At 36.8% G+C, this 23,678-nt stretch carries 16 protein-coding genes; 11 read left to right on the forward strand and 5 right to left on the reverse strand.

Annotation, left to right across the window (positions count from 1 at the left end; genetic code table 11):
• Positions 1 to 163 precede the first annotated feature (163 nt).
• The 5 genes from FFM71_RS12340 to FFM71_RS12360 form a co-directional block, all read right to left on the reverse strand.
• The gene (locus tag FFM71_RS12340) at positions 164 to 1,978 is read right to left on the reverse strand and encodes an oligopeptide ABC transporter substrate-binding protein (RefSeq protein ID WP_137612460.1); all 1,815 of its coding nucleotides are present in this window, start codon (positions 1,976 to 1,978) and stop codon (positions 164 to 166) included.
• A 163-nt stretch (positions 1,979 to 2,141) separates the two neighbouring features.
• Positions 2,142 to 3,092, reverse strand: coding sequence for an ABC transporter permease (locus FFM71_RS12345; protein WP_137612461.1), 951 nt, complete (start codon positions 3,090 to 3,092; stop codon positions 2,142 to 2,144).
• Positions 3,093 to 3,108: 16 nt separating this feature from the next.
• A complete protein-coding gene (locus FFM71_RS12350) occupies positions 3,109 to 4,068 on the reverse strand; it encodes an ABC transporter permease (RefSeq protein ID WP_137612462.1) in 960 nt (319 codons plus the stop codon).
• Complete coding sequence (locus FFM71_RS12355; protein ID WP_137612463.1) at positions 4,068 to 5,039, reverse strand: ABC transporter ATP-binding protein; 972 nt, start codon at positions 5,037 to 5,039, stop codon at positions 4,068 to 4,070. Before FFM71_RS12355 ends, FFM71_RS12350 begins: the two co-directional genes overlap by 1 nt.
• The gene (locus tag FFM71_RS12360) at positions 5,036 to 6,049 is read right to left on the reverse strand and encodes an ABC transporter ATP-binding protein (protein ID WP_137612464.1); all 1,014 of its coding nucleotides are present in this window, start codon (positions 6,047 to 6,049) and stop codon (positions 5,036 to 5,038) included. The genes FFM71_RS12355 and FFM71_RS12360 overlap by 4 nt, the downstream gene beginning before the upstream one ends.
• Before the next feature lie 841 nt (positions 6,050 to 6,890).
• Here FFM71_RS12360 and FFM71_RS12365 point away from each other — a divergent pair.
• The 11 genes from FFM71_RS12365 (at position 6,891) to argH (ending at position 22,570) form a co-directional block, all read left to right on the forward strand.
• Complete coding sequence (locus FFM71_RS12365; protein WP_137612465.1) at positions 6,891 to 7,385, forward strand: hypothetical protein; 495 nt, start codon at positions 6,891 to 6,893, stop codon at positions 7,383 to 7,385.
• Positions 7,386 to 7,654: 269 nt separating this feature from the next.
• A complete protein-coding gene (locus FFM71_RS12370) occupies positions 7,655 to 7,909 on the forward strand; it encodes a RodZ family helix-turn-helix domain-containing protein (protein ID WP_137612466.1) in 255 nt (84 codons plus the stop codon).
• A 529-nt stretch (positions 7,910 to 8,438) separates the two neighbouring features.
• On the forward strand, positions 8,439 to 10,766 hold the full coding sequence (locus FFM71_RS12375) for a glycosyl hydrolase family 65 domain-containing protein (protein ID WP_137612467.1): 2,328 nt from the start codon (positions 8,439 to 8,441) through the stop codon (positions 10,764 to 10,766).
• A 628-nt stretch (positions 10,767 to 11,394) separates the two neighbouring features.
• Positions 11,395 to 12,204 (forward strand): SDR family NAD(P)-dependent oxidoreductase, encoded by an 810-nt coding sequence (locus tag FFM71_RS12380; protein ID WP_137612468.1) that lies wholly within the window; start codon positions 11,395 to 11,397, stop codon positions 12,202 to 12,204.
• Between the two features lie 13 nt (positions 12,205 to 12,217).
• Positions 12,218 to 12,964 carry a MurR/RpiR family transcriptional regulator gene (locus FFM71_RS12385; protein ID WP_137612469.1) on the forward strand — a complete coding sequence of 249 codons (747 nt, stop codon included), beginning with the start codon at positions 12,218 to 12,220 and terminating at the stop codon, positions 12,962 to 12,964.
• 141 nt (positions 12,965 to 13,105) lie between these two features.
• The gene (locus tag FFM71_RS12390; protein WP_137612475.1) at positions 13,106 to 14,497 is read left to right on the forward strand and encodes a PTS sugar transporter subunit IIC; all 1,392 of its coding nucleotides are present in this window, start codon (positions 13,106 to 13,108) and stop codon (positions 14,495 to 14,497) included.
• Between the two features lie 24 nt (positions 14,498 to 14,521).
• The gene (locus FFM71_RS12395) at positions 14,522 to 15,958 is read left to right on the forward strand and encodes a 6-phospho-beta-glucosidase (protein ID WP_137612470.1); all 1,437 of its coding nucleotides are present in this window, start codon (positions 14,522 to 14,524) and stop codon (positions 15,956 to 15,958) included.
• Between the two features lie 8 nt (positions 15,959 to 15,966).
• On the forward strand, positions 15,967 to 16,863 hold the full coding sequence (locus FFM71_RS12400; RefSeq protein ID WP_137612471.1) for an ROK family protein: 897 nt from the start codon (positions 15,967 to 15,969) through the stop codon (positions 16,861 to 16,863).
• A gap of 153 nt (positions 16,864 to 17,016) precedes the next feature.
• Positions 17,017 to 19,329, forward strand: coding sequence for a glycosyl hydrolase family 65 domain-containing protein (locus FFM71_RS12405; protein WP_223876552.1), 2,313 nt, complete (start codon positions 17,017 to 17,019; stop codon positions 19,327 to 19,329).
• A gap of 620 nt (positions 19,330 to 19,949) precedes the next feature.
• Positions 19,950 to 21,191, forward strand: a complete 1,242-nt coding sequence (locus FFM71_RS12410) for an argininosuccinate synthase (protein WP_137612473.1) — start codon at positions 19,950 to 19,952, stop codon at positions 21,189 to 21,191.
• Positions 21,188 to 22,570 (forward strand): argininosuccinate lyase, encoded by a 1,383-nt coding sequence (argH, locus tag FFM71_RS12415; protein ID WP_137612474.1) that lies wholly within the window; start codon positions 21,188 to 21,190, stop codon positions 22,568 to 22,570. The genes FFM71_RS12410 and argH overlap by 4 nt, the downstream gene beginning before the upstream one ends.
• The last annotated feature ends 1,108 nt before the right edge of the window (positions 22,571 to 23,678 follow it).

The raw sequence follows: 23,678 nt of genomic DNA on the forward strand, positions 1-23,678 counted from the left end.
CAATGTAATGAAATAAACACAATCTGCCTAACTCCAGTAACTGAAAATCCCTTGGAATCAGTATTTTAAAAAGTGGCTAACTTGTTCTTGCAATTTGCGATTTTTTTATGTGTGTGTAATATGGGAGAACAGCCAATTGATCATGAATAACGGAGCCCATTGACTACTTCAACTTCGAAGAAGTCAATGTAAGGTTACTGTAGAATTCGGTGTTAGCTGGGCTAAGATCGAATCCTTTAACACGGTTGTTAACTGGTTGCCATGCATAGTTGAATTGTTCACCAACGACACCAGCTTGTGAGTTCATGTATTCTTGCCATTCTTTGAATGTCTTAGTACGTGTCTTATCGTTCCAAGCTGAAGCATCGTTCATCTTATTGATCAATTCAGTATTCTTTGCTGTAGCAAAGTGACCCATGTTGAATGGTGCAGTATCACCATAAAGTTGTGATTGTGATGGTTCAGATGATAATGACCATGCGCCTAACCAGATATCCATCTTGTTTTGTTCTGGTTTTTGAAGGGTATCGTAGAAACTGTTCATTTCAACTGGTTTGCCGCTTGTGTATTTAACGTCCAAGCCAACTTTGTGCCATTGTTGTAGATAATCTTGGTAAGTTGCTTCTGTTGTAGCACTACTTGTCATAGCACCAAAGTAGATAACGAGTTTCTTACCTTTTGGATCTGAACGCCACTTGCTACCATTACGTTTCTTGTATCCAGCATCTTCAAGCAACTTGTTAGCTTTCTTGATGTTTAGTGGGTAACCTTTAGCAGATTTGTCATAGTATTTTGAGAATGCAGGTGGGATCAAAGTATTAGCACGCCACTTGATTCCGTTACCGAACTTCTCGGAAACTTGGTCAACGTTTAGAGCGTACATCATAGCTTGACGTAGGTTCTTGTTAGCCATCTTCTTGTTTGAATCTTGAACGTTCTTACCAGTCTTAGTATCGTAGTGACCTAAGTTAAAGGCAAAGTAACTGTAACCTAAAGCAGGTTGACCGACTTTTGTAACACCTTTAAGGTTCTTCAAGTTCTTGTAGTCAGTACTACCAAGTGAACCAGCTACTGAAGGAGCAACAGTATCATACTTCTTAGATTGAAGAGCTTTATCGATATTGTTCATTGAAACAACGTTCAATGTAATGTGACCGATTTGAGCTTTCTTGCCGTAGTAGTACTTGTTTGGTGACCATGATGTTGATTCACCTTCAACGACTTTATCTAGCTTGTAAGGACCAGTAAAGATAGGGTTCTTACGGATTTGTTCTGAAGAAGCCAATTTAGCGATTGGAACATCTTTAATGTATTCGTAAGGTTCGATGTAACCCCAGATGTATGAGTTACCAGAGAACTTCATACTTGGAGTCATTTGCTTGAAGTGAAGAACGGCAACTTTACCATTTTCACCGTTAGGCATTGTGATACCTGAGATAGTATCGGAAGTACCCTTGTGATAGGCAGCCATACCTTCAATATTCTCAAAATCAGATGAGTATTGTTGTGAAGTTGATGCCTTGTTACCTAAGACTTCATAAACGTATTCAACGTCTTTAGCAGTAACAGGTGAGCCGTTTGACCACTTAGCATTCTTACGAATTGTGATTGTAGCAGTCTTTGCTTTACGATCAAGTTTTTGATTAGCAAGTCCACCATCAACAATCTTGTAGTTCTTATCAACATTGAACAATGAATTTTGACCACCTGGTGCAAAGGCTTGAGCATCTTCGTTGTTAGATGCCAAAGTTGGATCAGAAATACCTTGGAATGGTGCGTTGTTAACGATAGCTAACTTCAAAGTACCATTCTTAGTAGCGCTTTTGTCTGTAGCGGCTTTGTTATTATAGGCCATTGGTAGTTTAACAGCTTTACTTGCACTTGATGAAGTGCTGCTACTATTAGAACAACCTGCTAGGGTCAATGCTGCTAGGAAGGTAACAGCAATTGAGGCTAGCTTTGTTTTTGTTTTAACCATATATATTTCCCCCTTGGAAATTTTTTAAACCCTAATTAAATTTGCCAAAACCCCGTGTTGAAAGATGAATTGGTTTTGTAATAAAGAAAGAGAACCAGAAGATAGTTTTGTAATGATGGAGGCATCACTTCTTTCAATTGTTTGATAATAATTTCAAAAGTAATTAAGCATCAATACCGTGACGCTGAGAAGCATCAGCAGAACGACGAACAACTTGACCAACGTAACTGATTGAAAGACATAGGATGATGATCAATAGTGCGGCTGGCAACCAAGTCCACCAGTATTGAGTGATGTTGTTAGGATCATTGGCATTAGCAATCAAAGTACCAAGTGATGGTGTTTGCATTGGAAGGCCAAATCCCAAATAAGAAAGACCCGTTTCAACCCCGATATTTTCGGCGAATGATAAAGTTGTATCGACGATAATAAGGGATGAAATGTTCGGCATGATTTCCTTGAAGATAATCTTGAAATTGCTAGTACCAGAAGTTTTGGCAGCAGCAACGTAATCTTTTTCAGACTCAGAAAGGGTACGTGAACGAATCAGTCGAGAAGTTCCTTCCCAATAAAAGATTGAGAAAATCAAGGTCAAGGTAACAGCGTTGTAATCTTTGATGATTGTAACTAAAACGATGATCATCATAGTCATTGGTAGCATCATCATAAAGTCGTACACACGTTGCATACCCCAGTCAATGTAACCGTTGAAGTAACCAGAAATAAGTCCCCAGCAAATACCAAAAGTTGATGAAATAACTGTCAAACCGATGGCAATACCGATAGAATTTCTAGCACCGACGATCAACTGCTGACCAATCGAACGTCCACCGGTATCGGCTCCAAGTAGGAAACCATTGGTACCTGGTGCAGAGTTGTAATTCATAATATCTGTTTCCATCATCTTAGGTGTGTTAATGAAAAGTGATGCGATCATAACGAATAAGATGAAAACTATGATAATAATCAACGCAGCCATTGCTGGCTTATCAGCTTTGAACTCGCTCCAAATGATTTTGGCTGAAGAAGGAGTAGCTTCTCCTTTAGCTTCTTTGGAAAGTCGTTCTAGGTCGGCCGCGGAAATTTTTGAATGTCTATTTAAATTCTCTTCCATAATTTAACGGCCCCCCTTATTGGATCCGAATTCTAGGATCAACGATACTTAGGATGATATCTGAAAGTAGGGTACCTAGTAAATTCAAGATTCCGTAGATTAAAACTAATGCAGTGATAACAGTGTAATCACGGTAACTAATTGAGTTGATGAAGAGTAGTCCCATACCGGGATATGAGAAGACGGTTTCAGTAAATAGGGAACCATTCAACAATCCGGTAATTGAGTAACCTGCAAAAGCTGCAATTGGTAACAATGAATTTCTAAAAATATGATGCTTGTAAATATCCTTTTCAGGAACACCCTTTGAACGGGCAGTTCTAACATAATCAGAACGTTTGGCGTCGATAACTTCTGAACGAAGATATTGAACGACATTGACAGTTCCAAACAATGCACCCAAGACACCAGGTAAAAGAATATGGTAGAAACGGGAACCGATTGATGGCAACCCGGACGCGGCCGTTGATGAAATGGAACCAGTCGTTGGGAACCATCCTAATACATAACCGAAGATCCAAACGCCGATAACTAAAATAACGAAGAAAGGAATACAGTAAGTTACGTATGTGTAAATTCTGATAATTGAATCAGGTAATTTGCCTTCATGTTTAGCAGCGTACATACCCATTGGTAAGGCAAAGCAATACGTCAAAATAGTTGTAAATAATGCTAACCAAAGTGTATTGACAGCACGACTACCAATTAAACGAGTTACTGGTTCTTGATATTGGTAACTATTTCCTAGATTACCGTGGAACAAATGGACGACCCAGTTCCAATATTGTTGATACCATGGATCATACAAACCGTTCATTTTCATTAAATGATGTAATTGAGCGGGATCAGCTTTGGGATTAATGGAGCCAGTAAACGGATCACCAGGCATTGCCTTAGCTAATAGGAAAACCAAAATACTTAGAATAATAACTTCAGGAATCATAATTAAGATACGACGGAGAATTGTTTTCCACATTATGCTTGCACCTCTCCTTCATGCTTTAATTGTTCTGCCAAATCCTCAGGTAATGCGACTGAATGTGTTGGCGTAATTTGAACTAATGGGTAAGCTAAACCATCTTTGTCGTAATATTTATCTTGTTGTTCACGATAAACTTCTTCGACTTTTAAACGGTTGGCACGATGTTCAGCACGTCGACTAACATTTGTTTCAGGAATGGCAGCTAATAATCGTTTAGTGTAGATGTGCATAGGGTGATTATAAATATCTTCTCTAGTACCAATCTCGACTAAACGGCCATTGTTCATGATGGCGATGTTGTTACACATGTGTCTGACAACACCCAAGTCGTGAGAGATGAATAAATAAGAAATACCGAATTCACGTTGAATCTTTTTCATAAAGTTAAGCACTTGCGCTTGAACCGATAAGTCCAAGGCTGAAACTGGTTCGTCAGCAATGATTAACTTCGGATTAGTAGCAACAGCTCTAGCAACACCAATACGTTGTCTTTGACCACCAGAGAATTGATGAGGATACTTGTAAAGAGCATCAGCATCAAGTCCGACGATATCGAGCAATTGTAAAACACGTAGTTTTTCTTCATCTTTGCTGAGGTGTTCAAAGTTACGAAGTGGTTCAGCAATGATATCTTCAATTCTTTTACGCGGATTCAAACTGGAAAGAGAATCTTGGAAAATCATTTGGACATCATGGTTATAATCAAGACTTTTACGATTAGACTTCTTCGTAATATCCTTACCTTTGTACATGATGGATCCGCTAGTAACCTTTTCGAGGCCAACAACGGATTTGCCAGTCGTTGATTTACCAGAACCGGATTCGCCAACAAGGCCATATGTTTCACCGGCTTCAATATCGAAGCTAATGCCGTCAACAGCTTTAACTGAATCAGTGACACGATTCCAAAAACCTGAACGAATAGGGTAGTGAACTTTTAAATCTTTGATTTCAATTAAGCTCATGCGGTTGCACCCCCTTGTTCATCAGGAAACTTGAATGTTTTGTAACAAGTACAACGAACAATGTGACCAGCTTCAAGTTCATGCATTGCTGGTTCTTTTTCATGTGCATCAGCAGGCAACCAAGGAATTCTTGGTGCAAAACGATCACCATCATGTGGCATCTTTTGTAATGAAGGAACATTTCCTTTGATGACATATAAGTCGTCATTTTCTTTGTCAAGTTGAGGCATTGATCTTAATAGTGAACGAGTATAGGGATGTTTAGGTGTGTTAAAAATTTGTTCCACACTGCCTTCTTCAACAATTTGACCAGCGTACATAACAGCAACACGGTCAGCAGTTTCAGCAACAACTCCTAAATCATGAGTGATAAGAATGATACCAGCGTGGTTTTCTTTTTGAATATTACGTAGGACATCTAGAATTTGTGCTTGGATAGTTACGTCCAAAGCGGTAGTTGGTTCGTCAGCAATGATTAAATCTGGCTTACAGGCGATGGCAATGGCAATGATGACACGTTGTCTCATACCACCAGATAATTCATGTGGAAATTGACGAGCAGTCCGTTTAGGATTAACAATTCCAACTTCATCTAATAATTCCAAAACTCGTTGATGTTTTTGCTCGGAGGTAAAATCAGTGTGATAATTCATAACCTCGCTGATTTGATCTTCAATTTTCTTTAGTGGATTCAAAGCGGATAGTGGATCTTGGAAAATCATACCGATCTTAGCTCCACGAAATTGGTTGTAGCCATTTTCATCTAGTTTCAAAAGATCGGTACCTTCAAAATCAACTTCCCCATTGATTTTTGTTTCTTCTGGATCATGTAGTCCCATAATGGTTGTGGCCAAGGTACTTTTACCACAACCTGACTCGCCAACAATGGCAAGAATTTCATCGTGATGTACTTCTAAGTTAATGTGAGAAATAGCATCGTAATACTTACCATTAATCTTAAAAGCGGTACTAACGTCCTTGATGTTTAAAAATTCTGAATTAGACCCCAAGAAATCCCCTCCCGGTTTTTTAATTTATCTCTTATTCTCCCTAACCACATTAAAGTGGTCTACACACAGTCGTTTGAATTGAGATGTAATAATTGATTTTGATTATAATTAATTTAAATCTAATTTACAACCCTAATTATTAAAGAATTATTAAAAAGATTAGTAAAAATACAATTTGTCTTATTTTAGGACTTTTGGCTTGCAATAAATGGCTCAAGATTTTTGAAAGGGGTGTCATCACCGTTCTATGGGAGATTCATTTTCTAATAATTGTTTTTTGGTCAGGTTAATTTGGGACAAAAAAAGAGGAAATATCATGAAATATAACTTCAGATATCTCCTTAGATTAAAATTTATAAATTTAAGTATTGGGAGTACATTTAAATATGCCATCTCCAGATTTGAGAGTATTAACCTGCTATGCGGAACGGTCTCGGATCGTACCACGCAACATATGAATACTTTCAGCTCTGGAAATGGCATAATGCATCAAACTTTCGGCCTTTAGATGTATGTTTAAAAAGGCTACTTGAGGAAATAAGTCAATAAATATTTATGAATCTAATTGACTGACTAAATTATAGATTTTATTGATATAACAACATTTACATATGATCATTCCCTCCGAAAAGTTATATGTTTTATAAAAAAATAGTTGCTTAAAAGAATTGCAGTAAAATCATTATTCCCACATACTTATATGACAAGTAGTTTTGGTTTGTAAATTATTCATTTTTGTAGAAATTATCTTTATTTAATAATCGCAAACTGATATTAATTAACTAATACCATAAGTCACTTAGTTGAGTGTTAAGATATCTGATAGAAGAAGGGTGATTGTATGCGCCATCGTAAAAAGAATAGAAAGCCACTAATTATTACATTAGTTTCCATCTTAGTAATTTTGATATTGTGCGTGGTATTTTTCTTTCCACTGAATAATATGATTCGCAATGCTACCGGCAATGATACTGCGAGTGACAAGGTTGTTAAATCGGAACTGGTTAAAAAGGTCAAATCTAAGAAAACTGGTGATCCAACTAAAGACAAAAAAATTGATCGTGCGGCGTCAGTCATTGGCAAGAAGAAGATGTCTCAAATTATGTCGGCTGCCAGTGATCAAGAGCAGGCAGCCAATTTAATTGAGAATTCATCGTCACTGTCGAAGACTCAAGCACAAACTGCCGCTCAAGAGATTTTCTCAAACGATGCTTATTCGGGATTACGTTCGGCTATTAGCTCAGGTAACTGGTATCAAGCATATCAGCAGTATCAGAAACTTTCGGGAAATGGTCAGTTGAACCAATTGCAACAGGATGTTAATCAGCAAAAATAACGTTAATTCGTCAAAGTTAACGTTATTTTTGTGGAAATTAAACAATATAGTATTAATTTCTGGAGTCTTTGACCATTAAAAGACTATAATAATAAATGCATTTAATCCAAGAATATTTTGATTATTTTTTCTATTTTAAGGTTTCTCTAAGGAATCATTGGTATCCTTATAAATAGCTATAATTACAAAATTTCCAAGAATATTTTTGGAAAAAGTCGTATTTTAAACTAAATTTTCATATTATGAAAGGTATAGGTTGTATTTAACGTATGATGACGATTGGAAGATATTTGCGTACTAAGAGATTTTTTAAAGAGCTGACATTACAACAGGTTGTTGATAACGTAAAGAGCAACTATAACTTTTCAACATCAACTTCAGTTTTGAGTGCTATTGAAACTGACAAGAACAAGATTATTGATGGTGAATTGTTATTTGTATTATCAGATTTGTATGGAATCGATTTGAAGGAACTTCAAGTATTGATTTTGAGCAATTTGAAAGAAAATAATAACAGAAAATAAAGATTATTGAGGCATCGTGCTTCAATTTTAGAATAGTGTGACAAAACATGGTCAACTTTCTGACACCAAATAAGCCTAACAATCAATTTGATTGTTAGGCTTATTTGCGTTAAATGAGGAATACTAAAAGGTTGAAAGTTTAGGTAATTGTGCTGTTATATCTAGAATGGCAATTTAATTAAATTTAAAACAAAGGATAAATTAGTCGGAAGAGCTGAGAACATTAACCGGTTGTGGTTGTGGCGTTACGGCTTTAGCCGTTACACCACCGGGCGAGTTTGGATACTTGCTGGTTTTGCAAGAATTCAAACCGAGGTTCAAGACCGCCCCTCAGGCTTGGACCGATCCGCATAGCAGGTTAATGTTCTCAGCTCTGGAGACGGCAGTCTTATATTTTTTTATATTATGAATGTGAATTTTTTCATATTTATCATAAAATCGTTTATAATAGTTTTGAGGAAGTTTAAACATGTTAACGACATTACCAGTATTTGTGACAAAATATTCTTTTTGATTGGAAGATGATAAAATGAAATTTTGCGTAAATACTGATAAGAAAAACAGTTGGTATATCGGGACTAATGGTTATGATCCAAAGATGATTAATAAGCTTGAAACGTTGATGTTTCAAGGTAATGGTTATATGGGGATACGGGCGGCTTCTGAGGAACGTCAATTGAATGAACGACGGAATATGTTCGTTTCAGGGACTTTTGATGCCTTTCCAAGTGAAGTTACCGAATTACCAAATTTGCCTGATATTTTGAATATGGAAATTCAAATTGATGACATACCTTTATCTTTGAGTTCAGGTCGCGTTGAGAATTATCAGAAGAATCTGAATTTAAAAAATGGTGAATTAACACGTAATTTTGATTGGATCATCAATGATAAACGGATTGGCTTTAAATACAGCCGTTTTGTTTCCATGAAAGACAAACATCTCTTTGTTTCAAAAGTGGAAATCATGTCTGATAAGGATATCAATGTTAAAATTCAGTCTGGAATTGATGGACAGCAGTCAAACAGTGAGACACAACATTTGATGGAAGGCGACAAACGTCTTTATGATGGCAAATTCATTCAGATGAAATCAGAAACTCAGCAGTCACATATTAAATTTGTCTTTAATGTAAGGCACAAACTATACATTGACGAAGTTTTAATGGGAATTAAGCCATACATGAAGATGGGACGTCGACAGATTTTTGGTAACTATGAATTTGATATGAAGCCAAATCAAAAATTGACTTTGGTGAAGTATGCCAATGTTTACACAAGTATGGACGAGCACCACAATGCTGATAAGATGGCCGAATCGTCGGTTGATGATTTGAAATTTGCCAGTTTGAGTAACTATCAAGAATTATTGCAAAAATCAGCTCGAGTTTGGAACAAGAATATTTGGAATAAGAGTTTTGTTCAAATTGAATCTGATGATGAAATGCCACAAGTATCTATCAATTTTGCTCGCTATCAATTGGCCGCCAATACACCGCATGATCCACGTAAAAATATTGGTGCCAAGGGAATTACTGGCGAGGGTTATAAAGGCCACAGTTTCTGGGATACTGAAATTTTCATGTTGCCATACTATACTTTCACAATGCCAGAAGTAGCTAAAAATCTTTTAACCTATCGTTATTTTGGACTTGAAGGTGCTCATAAGAAGGCCTTGGATAACAATTATAAAGGGGCTCAGTTCCCTTGGGAGGCAGCACATCCAGCTGATGGAGAAACGACACCACTATGGGGTTCAGCCGATATTATTACTGGTAAGCCGATGAAAATTTGGTCTGGTTTCATCGAACAACATATTACGAGCGATATTGTGATTGCTTTGATGGACTACTTAAACGTCACGGGTGACCATGAATTTGCTGAAAAGATGGGCTTTGAAATCATTCTGGACGCGGCTAAGTTTTGGAGCAGTCGGTTAGAATATAATCAAGCTCAAGATATTTATGAGATTAACGATGTTATTGGACCAGACGAATATAAGGAACACGTTAATAACAATGCTTACACAAACTTCACAGCTCGTTGGTGCATCCAAAAAGCTATTAAAGTTTATAATCTTATCAAGGAAGACAATCCGGCGCTCTATGTTGATTTGAACGATAAGCTTAATTTGAAGAAAACCTACGGCGACTGGATTAAACAAGTCAATAAGATATATGTACCTCAACCTAATGCTGAGGGTGTGATTGCTGAAGATGATCAATACTTGTCGAAAAAGAAAATTGATGTTTCTCAGTTTAAAGTTAACGATCAAATCAGTAATGTATTTAAATATTATAATTTGTCACAAATCAATGATATGCAAATAACAAAACAAGCTGATGTTTTGTTATTAATATATTTATTTGAAGATATGTTTACAGATCAAGTAAAGATTAGCAATTGGAATTACTATGAGCCAAAAACAACTCATGATTCATCGTTATCACTCTCAATTCATTCGATTTTGGCTAGTGATCTTGGATTAACAGATGAAGCCTATAAATTGTATGAGATGTCCTGCGAAACCGACCTGGGTGTTCATGTCGGTAAGGCAGCTCAAGGATTACATATGGCAGCCTGTGGTGGAGTTTGGAATATGACGGTTCAAGGTTTTGGTGGTATGAGAATTGATAATGGCAGACTAAAAATCGAACCACATCTGCCGGATACTTGGAAGAGCTTGAAGTATCAAATCAATTGGCAAGGAAATATAGTTAAAGTTAGTGTTGATAGGGACAATCTTGTTGTCGGAACAGTTGGCGATGGGATTGAATTTATCAATCATGGTCAGACGTATCAAGTGGATGCTAATTCTAATGTGGCCGTTGCAACGTCTGTTGAAGAGTTAGTCTAGATCTATTCTGGACTGTAAGTAATGATTGGGTTTTAGTTTGGTTTAATTTGTTGTAATTACTAAGATTTAATAGAATTAAAATCATTATCAATTAAAAGTAGTATTGAGATTTTTAAGGTTTAATCAAAGATGAAAGATTTAGTTAAGTATGCCGTTTCCAGAGCTGAGAGTATTCAATTGCTGTGCGGAACGGCCCGAGCCTGGGAAGCGGACTCGTTCCTCGGTTGAAGCCTCGCAAAACCCGCGGTCTTCAACACACCCGGTGGTGTAATTGCTAAAGCAATAACGCCACTTTCGCTGCAAATGAATACTCTCAGCTCTTCCGACTAATTTATTTCTTTAATAACAGGAACAATAAGACGAATATTTCTGATTATTTAAATAAATTGGTTCTACGTCTGTAACAACAATGGGTATATTAATTTTTCATCTTTCAACCTTTGGTTTTTAAAAATAGATTGTAAATCAAGCAGGTCCATAAACAGTGGAATGCTTGATTTTTTTTATGAAAATTATTTATTTGATTGAGTAAAGCTATTAAAATATTTCTCAGCTCTGGAGTCGACATATTTAAATAGGGCCAAACGTAGTTTAAAATATAATTAAATACGATTTGGAGGCATGTGTTATGGCAAAAGTGGTTATTATTACTGGGATTTCATCAGGTATGGGACGATCTGCGGCTTTGTATTTTCAAAAACAAGGTTTTGAGGTTTATGGTGGAGCTCGTCGGGTGGAAAAATTAGTTGACTTACAGGAGCAGGGTATTCATACGCAACAATTAGATGTAACTGATAAGTTGTCTGTACGTGGGTTAGTTGATCATGTCATTAGTGAAGAAGGCCAAATTGACGTTTTGATCAATAATGCTGGTTATGGTGAATATGGTCCTTTGGAAGAAGTTTCAATTGAGAACGCCAAGAAACAATTTGATGTTAATTTATTTGCTGTCGATCAATTGACACAATTAGTGTTGCCATTTATGAGACATCAAGGATTTGGACGCATTGTGAATATTTCGTCCATTGCCGCAAATGTTTATAGTCCATTGGGTGGTTGGTATCATGCTACTAAAGCTGGATTGAATATGTGGAGTGATGTCTTGGACACTGAGGTTCGCAGGTTTGGTGTTCGCTCTGTCATCGTGCAACCAGGTTTGACTAAGTCTGAATGGAGTAAGATTGCTTTCGAAAATGCTCGTAAAAATTTACTAGATGATTCACCATATGAGGATTTAGTTGATAAAGTGGAAAATCTCTTTGGTAAAATTGGAACCGGTGCGACTTCAGAAGATTTGGCGAGAGTATTTTTTCAGGCGGCTACAGATATCCATCCAAAGCGTCGTTACTACAATTCTGTAATGGATCACGGGATGGTAATGGTTGCTAGAACAATGCCTAATACTTACCGTGCAGCATTGAATTTATTGATGAAATAATAGGGGAAAAGAAATGGCGTTTTTTGGATTTAAAGATATAGATAAACTTTCTGAAGTGGATATGGCGATTTATCGTTATATTGTGGATCATGATGAACAAGTTCCATATATGCGAGTCAGGGATTTAGCCACTGGGGCTCACGCATCCAATTCTTCAGTGATGCGTTTTATTCATAAAATTGGTTATAGTAGTTTTCCGGAATTTAAAGTATCTTTTAAAACTGAAAATCAGGATTTGATGAGATCAAATAATGATATTTTAACAATGTTTACGAGGGATGCCTTTCCCAATGATATTGAAAAAACTATTAAACTAGTTGCTCATTTGATGTTAGATGCTGACAATATCATTTTCATTGGCATGGGCGCCTCGGGAGCAATTGCTGAATATGCATCTAGGCAGGCGGCATCATTAGGATTCAATTGTTATACAATGAAAGATCCATACTATCCGTTGATTCAACAATTACATAACACTTCAAATAATGTATTAGTTACACTATCAGTGTCAGGAAAGACGATAGAATTGGTTGAAATGTTAAACAATTTCGTTAATTCCGCAGATACCGTTTTAACGAGTATTACTGGAAATATCGAGAGTCCGATTGCAAGAATGGGCCGATATGCTTTGTCGTACAGTGTGGAAGAAACAAGAATCCATAAGTATTACGATTTAACAAGTCAAGTACCGGCGGTTTATTTGGTAGATGGGTTGTTGAAAGAATTGCATAATCAAGACGTTGCTCGACGATTAAATTAGCTGGTACATAGTGTTCCAAACTCGGAAAATCAGTCATATCATAGGTACGAATAATCAGAACGCTTGCAAAGTATTCACTTTTTGTAAGCGCTTTTTTATACTATGTAAGTAAATTGATTAGGGGGGACACAATATATTATGATGAACAATTTTAATGCCTTCATGGAAAAACACATCGTACCGTTTGCAACGAAGTTAAATGAACAACGTCACGTTGCTGCGATTCGTGATGCTTTCATGTATACATTTCCAATCACTATGGCGGCGTCAATCGTTATTTTGATTAATAATCTTATTTTTTCAAAGCAAGGTTTTATTGCACAGATTTTATTCTTACCGAAATTTTTCCCACACTTAGAGGAAGCACAGAAACTTTTGACTTCCGTAACTAATGGGACAATGAATATCATGTCAATTTTTATTGCGTATCTAGTTGCGAGAAATTTGGCTAAATACTTCCATGCCGATGATATGTTGGTTGGTATGACAGGTATCGCAGTTTTCATGATTTTATACTCACCATCAATTATGAAAGGCGGAGTTACATATTTGCCTACAACGTACATGGGTGCACAAGGTTTGTTTGTTGCCATAATCTGTGGTGGTTTAGTTGGTGAGTTTTTACCAAAATTAACAAGAATTAAGAAGCTACAAATTAAAATGCCAGATATGGTTCCACCAGCTGTTGCTCGTTCATTTAATGGCCTGATTCCAATCGTTATTGTCATTATGTTAGCTTCAGTTTTGAATTACTTTATTCAAATGGTTTCACCACAAGGAATCAATGATGTTATCTACAACACGATTCAAACGCCATTAACTCACATCGGTGTAAATATTTATGGTGTTATTATCATTGCCATCGTTCAAAATTTACTATGGTTAGTTGGTATTCATGGTCCAAATACTTTGAATGCTTTGAGATCAATTATCTTTACTGAAGCAGATTTAAGTAATCAAACTTTTATTAATGCTCACGGTACTGTTTGGGGTGTTCCACATCGTGTTACATGGGGTGTTCTAAACGATGTTTTTGCTAACATGGGTGGTAGTGGTATGACGTTGGGTCTAATCATTGCAATCTTCCTTGTTTCAAGAAGAAAGGATTATCGTACTATCGCTAAGATGGCTTTAGTACCTGGATTATTCAATATCAATGAACCTTTGATGTTTGGTTTGCCAATTGTTTTGAATCCAATCATGGCTGTACCATTCGTCTTAACACCAGTTGTTAATATTTTAATAGGTTATATGGTAACGGTTGTCTTTAATTGGATGCCGACACCCGCGATAGGGATGTCGTGGACAACTCCAGGGCCTTTGATGCCGTTCTTAGGAACGGGTGGTAATTTAATCGGATTAATTATGGGTGTTGTTTGTTTAGCTGTTTCCGTTATGATGTATTTCCCATTCGTTTTGGCAGCTAACAGAATGGCTGTACCAGATGATGAAGATTCAAAAGAAGATAAGAAAGCAGAAATTGAAAAAGACGCTAAAAAAGAGACTACTGATACAGAAGTAGTTGACGCCTAATCGATTGATAGAGGATAACTATTTATGAATTTAAAAGGACAAGCATTTCCAGATGGATTTCTCTGGGGCGGTGCAGTTGCTGCACACCAACTCGAGGGTGGATTCGATCAAGGGGGCAAAGGATTAAGTACTGCAGATGTAATGACGATTGGTGCCAATGATATTCCAAGAAAGGTTACTGATGGGATTGATCCTAATGAATTTTACCCAAATCACAATGCTATCGACTTTTATCATCGTTATCCTGAAGATATTAAATTATTTGCTGAAATGGGATTTAAGGCCTTTAGAACGTCAATAGCTTGGACAAGAATATTTCCTAATGGTGATGATGAACAACCAAATGAGTCAGGATTGAAATTTTACGATGATTTATTTGATGAATGTCTTAAATATAATATTCAACCAGTTATTACGTTGTCACATTTTGAAATGCCGTATCACTTGGTACAAAAGTATGGCGGTTGGAGAAGTCGTAAGGTAATTGATTTTTTTGTTAAATTTGCAACAGTTGTATTCAAGCGCTATCAACATAAAGTTAAATATTGGATGACCTTTAATGAAATAAATAATCAAACCGATTTTGAGTCCAGTCATGCTTTATTTACTGATTCAGGTATTTTGCCTAAATCTAACGAAGAAAATGAAAAGTTAATGTATCAAGCAGCACATTACGAATTAGTTGCGAGTGCAATGGCCGTAAAAATTGGTCATGAAATTAATCACGATTTTCAAATTGGCTGTATGATTGCAATGACACCAATTTATCCATTAACTTCAAAGCCAGAGGATGTTCTCTTTGCTCAACGTGCTATGCAAACGAGATTTTGGTTTGCTGATGTTCATGCTAATGGTTTTTATCCACAATGGTTATTGAATCATTTTAAGGAACAAAAATTTAATTTAGATATTACTGAAACTGATTTAAGATATTTACGTGAGGGTAAAGTTGATTATATTGGATTCAGTTACTATATGTCATTTACTGTTAAAGATACCGGTAAACTCGAATATAATGAGAGTTATGACCGAGTAAAAAATCCGTATGTTAAAGCTAGCGAGTGGGGCTGGCAAGTTGATCCCGTTGGACTAAGATATGCACTCAATTGGTTTAATGACCGATATCATTTGCCACAGTTTATTGTTGAGAACGGTTTGGGCGCAATTGATAAGAAGACAGTTGATAATCAAATTCATGATGAGTATCGAATTTCCTATATGAACAATCATATTCGGGAAATGAAGAAAGCCGTCCTTGAAGATGGGGTTAATTTAATTGGCTATACGCCTTGGGGGTGCATTGATTTAGTCGCCGCAAGTACAGGTCAAATGTCGAAGCGTTATGGGATGATCTATGTGGATGAAAATGATGATGGCACCGGTTCATTGAATCGTTACCGTAAAGACTCATTCTATTGGTTCCAAGATGTGATCAAACATAACGGTTCAGAAATAGAGTAGAAAATAATATGACAAAATATATGGGCATCGATATTGGTGGTACCTCTGTTAAATATGGTTTAGTTGATGAAAATGGTGTTGTTTCAAATAAAAATAGTTTCAAAACTAAAGCTGAAAATCAAACTGGATTATTGGAAGATTTACTTACTGCAGTCGAGAATATTAAAACAATTGACTCAAATCTGGCAGGTATTGGTGTCAGTATGCCAGGAGTTGTTCAAGAAGACGGATATTTAACAACGGCTGGAGCGGTGAAGTGTTTTTATGAAATTAATCTTAAGGACATATTAGAAAATAAGACAGGTCTGCCAGTAAAAATTGAAAATGATGCCAATGCTGCTGCCATCGCAGAAAAATGGATCGGTTCTGCACGAGAAGTTCATGATTATCTAAGCTTAGTTTTAGGAACCGGTGTCGGTGGAGCATTAGTTATTAATAATCAAATTTATCGCGGAGCACACGCTCGTTCAGGTGAGTTTGGCTGGATGATTGTTGAGGATGACGATATTGACGTTGAAATGGGCAGTCTTAACTTTCGTGGAGCTACAGTAATCGGTTTGATTAGAAGATACAATCAGTACAGTGATAAGCCAGTTGATGATGCTCGGGTCATTTTCAAACGTGCAGATAATGGAGAAGTGTTAGCTAAGAGTGTTTTAAAAAGCTATTATCACAGTTTAGCTAAGGGGATTATTAACTTAGAAGTTTCGTTTGACCCTGCAACAGTTATTGTTGGCGGTGGAATTAGTAATAATACTGAGTTTATTGAAACATTGAACCAAGCCATTGAAGAAATTAAAAAGGTGCATAATAGTATTAAAAATTTAGATTTGCCACCGGTCAAGGCTGCAAAGTTGAAGAATGATGCAGGAATGATTGGAGCAGTTTATCAATTAATTAATTGAATAAAGATTGAAAGGAGTCCTTTCAACCTTCAATAAGACAATCGGAATGCTGGATTATAAACTCACGGCGTTTTGATTGTCTTTTTTTTAATTAGCCATTATATTATTGTTAATAGCAACTATATGTTTAAACAGCAAAAAGAGATGATTTCAATGCTATTTGGAATTGCAACTAAAAAAGATGATGACTGGTGGATTGGAGTTACTAATCCTGATACACCGCATTTGAGTAAATACGAATCATTGATGTTTCAAGGTAATGGTTATTTAGGAATTCGTGGATCTCTAGAGGAACATTACTTGAATGAAAAGCGTGATATGTTCATTTTGGGCACTTTTGATAAATTTAAAAAAGAAGCAACGGAATTACCTAATTTACCAGATATCGTTAATATTGAAATTACGGTGAATGGGAAATCGCTGAGTCTGAATCATGGCGAGACGACCAATTATCAGCGTGGACTTAATTTGAAAAATGGCGAAATTATTCGGGCATTTGATTGGAAAAAAGGTCCTGATAAGCTGCATTTTGAATTCAGAAGATTTGTTTCAATGGCAAATTGTCATCTATTTGTATCTGAAGTAAAAATCACCCCAATCTCTGACACCGTTCGTCTCCAAATTAAATCGGGGATTGATGGCCAGCAGACAAATGGTGGGACACAACACTTTATTGAAGGAAATAAGCGTTTATTCAATGCTCGTTTCGTTCAGATGCAAACCCAGACTCAAAATTCTTTGGTGAAATTTGCTTTAACTGAGTATCACCGACTCTTTTTGAATGAAACTGAGTTGACATTGAATCCTAGATTACAAATTGAACGTCGCCAAGTTTTTGCCAACTACTCAATTGATGTTGAAAAGGATCAATGTTTGACTTTTGTTAAGTATGCCAATGTTTTCTGCAGTAGCGATAAAGATTTGAAAGATAATGTTTCCGAAGATTGTCTTCATCAATTGGAACATGTCGGTCGTGAGACTTATCAAAAATTGTTAGCTAATTCGACAAAAGCTTGGGCAGAAAAAATTTGGAATAACAGTTGTGTAGAGATTTCCTCGCATAATAATAAACCGCAAATTGCAGTCAATTATGCACAATATCAATTGGTTGCAAATGTACCTTGTGATTATAGTAAAAATATTGGTGCAAAAGGGATGACAGGTGAAGGATATAAGGGTCATGCTTTTTGGGATACAGAAATTTTTATGATGCCATTCTTTAGGTTGAATATTCCATCCTATGCTCATAATCTACTAATTTATCGTTATTTGAATTTAATAGGGGCGCAAAAAAAGGCTCATCAAGGTGGTTACAAGGGTGCTCAATATCCTTGGGAAGCGGCCATGCCAGAAGATGCTGAGTCTGCGCCTTTGTGGGGGAGTGCTGATATTATTACGGGTGAACCGATGAAAATTTTGTCAGGTTCAACGGAGATTCACGTGACGAGTGATGTCGCATTTGGCGTTTACCAATATATTAAAAATACAGGCGATTATGCATTTGCCAAGCGAATGGGTTACGAAATAATTTTGCAGTGTGCTCAATTTTGGGCTAGTCGAGTGACTTGGAATAGTGTTAAAAATAGTTTTGAGATTCTTGATGTTATTGGACCCGATGAATATAAAGAGCATGCTGATAATAATGCTTTTACTAATTACATGGCGCACTGGTGTATGCGAAAAGGTGCTGAAGTTATTACAGATCTGCGCCAGAATGACTTGCTGACATATAATCACTTAAATAAGAAATTTAATTTGAAACAGTTAGTTAAAGAATTAATTGAAAAGGCATCTATGATGTACTTACCTGAACCTAACGGTGATGGCATTATCCCTCAAGACGATAATTACTTATCATATAAGAAAATCAATGTTAATAAATATCGAATGTCAGATAGTACTTCAGAAATTTTCAAAGACTTTGATTTGAAACAGTTAGATAAAATTCAGGTTACTAAGCAAGCGGATGTATTATTGCTGTTGTTACTATTTGAAGGAAATTTTTCGAAAAAAATCATCAAGAAGAATTGGGATTACTATGAACCTAAAACTATTCATGATTCTTCATTGTCATTTTCAACCCACGCAATTTTGGCTAACGATATTGGACTTTACGGTAAGGCCTTCGATTATTTTGAAAAAAATTGCCAAATAGATTTAGGAACTAATATGAATTCATCAGTTAAAGGTGTTCATATGGCTGGCTTAGCCGGTACTTGGAAGATTGTCATAGAAGGATTTGGTGGGGTTCGTTTGGTAAAGGATGGTTTGCAGATTCAGCCACATATTCCTAGTACTTGGAAGTCGTTGAAATATTCATTCGTCTGGAAAGGTATTAAAATAAATGTCTTAGTAACACATGGTTGTTTCTCAGTAGTTGCCGATGGAAAAATTAAGTTTATTTCTCATAAGCATGTTTATTATGCCGAACCTGATGAAAAGATATTGATTGAAACTAAAGTTTGAAAGTTTATTTGAGGATATCGTTTCCAGAGTTGAGAGTATTCAATTGCTGCGCGGAACGGCTCGAGCCTGGGAAGCAATCTCGGACCACTTTCGCTGCAAATGAATACTCTCAGCTCTTCCAACTGGTTTAACTTTTTTATGGCAGCAACAATAAAACGAATACCGCTTCTGCTTATTTATCTTTATTAAAAATTGAATTTTAAATTATAATAAAATAATTAAAATGTCTCAGACTATCAATAAATATGATGTGAAATGTTCAATTTGTTATTGGTTAAAAGTATAGTGATTTCATGATCCTATCTATCAAAAAAATAATTTGATTGCAGTTATGAATATTTACATTGATAGCAGTAATTCAGTGATGCCAGTCAATACATACCGTCATGATGTGAATGAATTTGTTATTTAGAATCCCTTAAATACTTTAGAAAGTGGTTCTAAGAAAGTGCTGGACAGTTACCATAGCAGATGTGACTTTTCACAAGTGAAAACGTAAACATTTATAATGAAAATTAAAAAATCTAATATTTCTCTAATTTAATTGTTGAAAAAGAGTGTCGATGATGATAATATCTTTTTCAACAATTAATTTTTTTCTAATAAGAGGAGATAACATTATGACAGAGACAAAGAAAGTAATTTTAGCATATTCCGGTGGATTGGATACATCAGTAGCCATTCCGTGGTTAAAGAATAAAGGATACGACGTGATTGCATGTTGTATTAACGTTGGTGAAGGAAAAGATCTTGAGTTTATCAAGAATAAAGCAATTGATGCTGGTGCAGTAGATGCAATTGCTATTGACGCTTTGGATGAATTCGCCGACGATTACGCCCTCGTGGCTTTACAAGGACATACCCTCTATGAAGGTATCTATCCGCTTCTCTCTGCTCTTTCCCGACCTCTTATTAGTAAAAAATTAGTAGAAATTGCCAAAGAAAATGATGCAGTCGCCATTGCCCATGGCTGTACCGGAAAAGGTAACGATCAAGTCCGTTTTGAAGTTGCTATCCACGCTTTGGCACCAGAAATGACCGTGCTTGGACCTGTTCGTGATTGGCACTGGTCACGTGAAGAAGAAATTGAATACGCCAAGGAAAATAACATTCCTATTCCTATCGATTTGGACTCACCATACTCAATCGATGCCAATATTTGGGGTCGTGCTAATGAATGTGGCGTTTTGGAAGATCCATGGAACGAAGCTCCTGAGGATGCTTTCGATATTACTACTCCAATTGAAAAGACGCCTGATGAACCAACAAGTATTGAAATTGAATTTGAACATGGTGTGCCAGTTACCTTAGATGGTGAAAAAATGAAATTTTCTGAGATGATTCAGGAATTGAACCTTGTTGCTGGTGAAAATGGTATCGGTAGAATTGACCATATTGAAAATCGTTTGGTTGGTATCAAGTCACGTGAAGTTTATGAAACTCCTGCTGCAGCAGTATTATTGAAGGCTCATAAAGAATTAGAAGATTTGACTATAGAACGTGATTTGGCACATTTCAAGCCATATATTGAAAAAGAATTAAGCGATACAATTTATAATGGCTTGTGGTTCTCTCCATTGATGGACTCATTGTTGGCATTCCTGCATGAAAGTCAAAAGATGGTCAACGGAACTGTTAAGTTAAAGCTATTTAAGGGTACTGTTTGGGTCCAAGGACGTAAGTCACCAAACTCACTTTATGACAAAGATTTGGCAACATACACATCAGCTGATTCCTTCGATCAAGAAGCTGCCCAAGGATTCGTCAAACTTTGGGGATTACCAACTCAAGTTTCTGCTCAAGTTGCTGCTAAGGCCAATGCTAAGCAAGCCGAGGCCCATAAAGACGGAGTAAACCAATGAGTACAGCCAAGCTTTGGGGTGGAAGATTTTCCGCTCAAGCTGACTCATGGGTAGACGAGTTTGGTGCTTCAATCAGCTTCGATCAGTTAATGGCTGATGAAGATATCGAAGGTTCTTTGGCTCACGTGAAAATGTTGCAGAAGACGGGCATTTTGAGTCGTGAAGATGTGCAACAGATTGTCGCTGGTTTGGAAGGCATTCAAGCTGACCTTCATAAAAATAAATTGCATTTTACAGTTGAAAATGAAGATATTCATATGAATATTGAGAGTATTTTAACTGACCGAATCGGCCCGGTAGCGGGTAAATTACATACTGGTCGTTCTAGAAATGATCAAGTGGCAACAGATTTTCACTTATATGTCAAAAAACGTTTGCCCCAAATTATTGAAGAAATTAAAACGATTCAAAAGACTTTAGTTAACTTGGCAGCTGATAATGTGGAGACGATTATGCCCGGGTATACACATTTACAGCACGCTCAACCAATTTCCTATGGTCATTATTTAATGGCTTACTACTCAATGCTCAAGCGGGATGTGGAACGTTTTGAATTTAATCAAAAACATACTGATATTTCGCCACTTGGAGCAGCAGCATTGGCTGGAACAACTTTTCCCATTGATCGACAATTTACAGCTGACGAATTAGGATTTTCTGAAGTCTACAATAATTCGTTGGATGCTGTGTCAGACCGTGACTTTGCATTAGAGTTTCTTAGTAATGCGTCAATATTGATGATGCATCTGTCACGTTTTTGTGAAGAGTTGAGTATGTGGGTCAGTTATGAATTCAATTATTTAGAATTAAGTGATAAATATACAACGGGTAGCTCGATCATGCCACAAAAGAAAAATCCTGATATGGCTGAGCTGATCCGTGGTAAAAGTGGACGTGTTTTTGGACATTTATTAGGTTTACTTTCAACAATGAAATCCTTGCCTTTGGCGTATAACAAAGACTTACAAGAGGATAAAGAGGGTGTTTTTGATACTGTCAAAACTATTCTGCCAGCTTTGAGGGTTTTCAACGGAATGCTTTCAACTGTTAAAGTTAAAAAAGATAATATGTACAAAGCAACGACACACGATTTTTCTAATGCAACGGAATTGGCCGATTACTTGGCTACGAAGGGGATTCCTTTCAGACAAGCTCATGGCATCGTGGGTGAATTAGTTTTGAAGGGCCTACAGTCGGGTCAAAATTTACAAGATATTTCAATGGAAGAATTTAAACAGATATCGTCTTTGATCGAAGACGATGTATATGATGTTTTGAAACCGGAAGTAGCTGTCGAGAGAAGAAATTCTTTTGGTGGAACTGGTTTTAAGCAGGTTTTAGCCCAGATTGAGCGGGCTCGAACTGAATTAGCTGAATAATGTTTTGGAGTCCTGTTTTTATGGGACTCCTTTTTTTGTTGTATTGAAGTATGCCGCCACCGGGTGACAGTGATGGTAGCCTGCTGTGGGGACCGGTCCGAGCCGAAGTGCGGTCTCGGGCCTCGATTTTGAGCCTTGCAAAAATCGGCAAGTCTCAAAAGTCGTCCTAGTGTTGTAAGAACGAGAAGTTCGCTCGTTCTAACGACACTTCCCACTGCTGGCTACCATCACTGTCACCCGGTGGCTAGATTATTTTCATGGATGTAGTTCTTTTGGGGCTTCAATATTATTTAGTTATTTCTGTTGGATTGTATTTTTTGATGGATGAATTTTCTCTGATTAATTCGGGAGGTTCTGCCATTTTTTTTGCTTTTAAAAATTTTGGAGTTATATAGGCTGTGGCTCTAAAACGAGCTACGACAGGCCAATTTCTTCCGCTTTGCATAAGTTCCCAAATCATTCGCAAGAAACGCGAATAATTAGTGAACTCACGCAAATGCTCGGAAATTCCCGGGCCGTCTTCGCTCTCTAATTAAAACGAGCTACGATAGGGCAACTCCTTCCGCTTTTCATAGATATGACAACCGCCCGCAAAATACGCGTGCAATTCTCATATCTAAGAAAATGCTCGGGAGCTGGGCGCCCTGTCTTCGCTCTCTGTCCTAAAACGAGCTACGATAGGGCAACTCCTTCCGCTTTTCATAGATATGACAACCGCCCGCAAAATACGCGTGCAATTCTCATATCTAAGAAAATGCTCGGGAGCTGGGCGCCCTATCTTCGCTCTCTGTCCTAAAACGAGCTACGACAGGCAACTCCTTCCGCTTTTCAAAGTTTTGTAAACTGACCGCAAAGTACGCGCTCAATTTACAAAACTTTGAAAATGCTCGGGAGCTAACCGCCTGTCTTCGCTCTCTAAGATTTTCTTATATTAACCTTATTCAATCATCAAGACCTTGCTACTACTGGGATGCTATAACTTATATATGCTTTTGAAAGAAATAAAAACGGCAAATTTTATAATCAAGTTAGCCACTTGAAAAAAATTGAATAAAAAAACACCAAGACGAAAAAATCAGGTATCATTGGAGTTCCGACACTAACAATG

The organism is Companilactobacillus huachuanensis, assembly GCF_005404815.1.
GTDB classification, from domain to species: Bacteria; Bacillota; Bacilli; order Lactobacillales; family Lactobacillaceae; genus Companilactobacillus; species Companilactobacillus huachuanensis.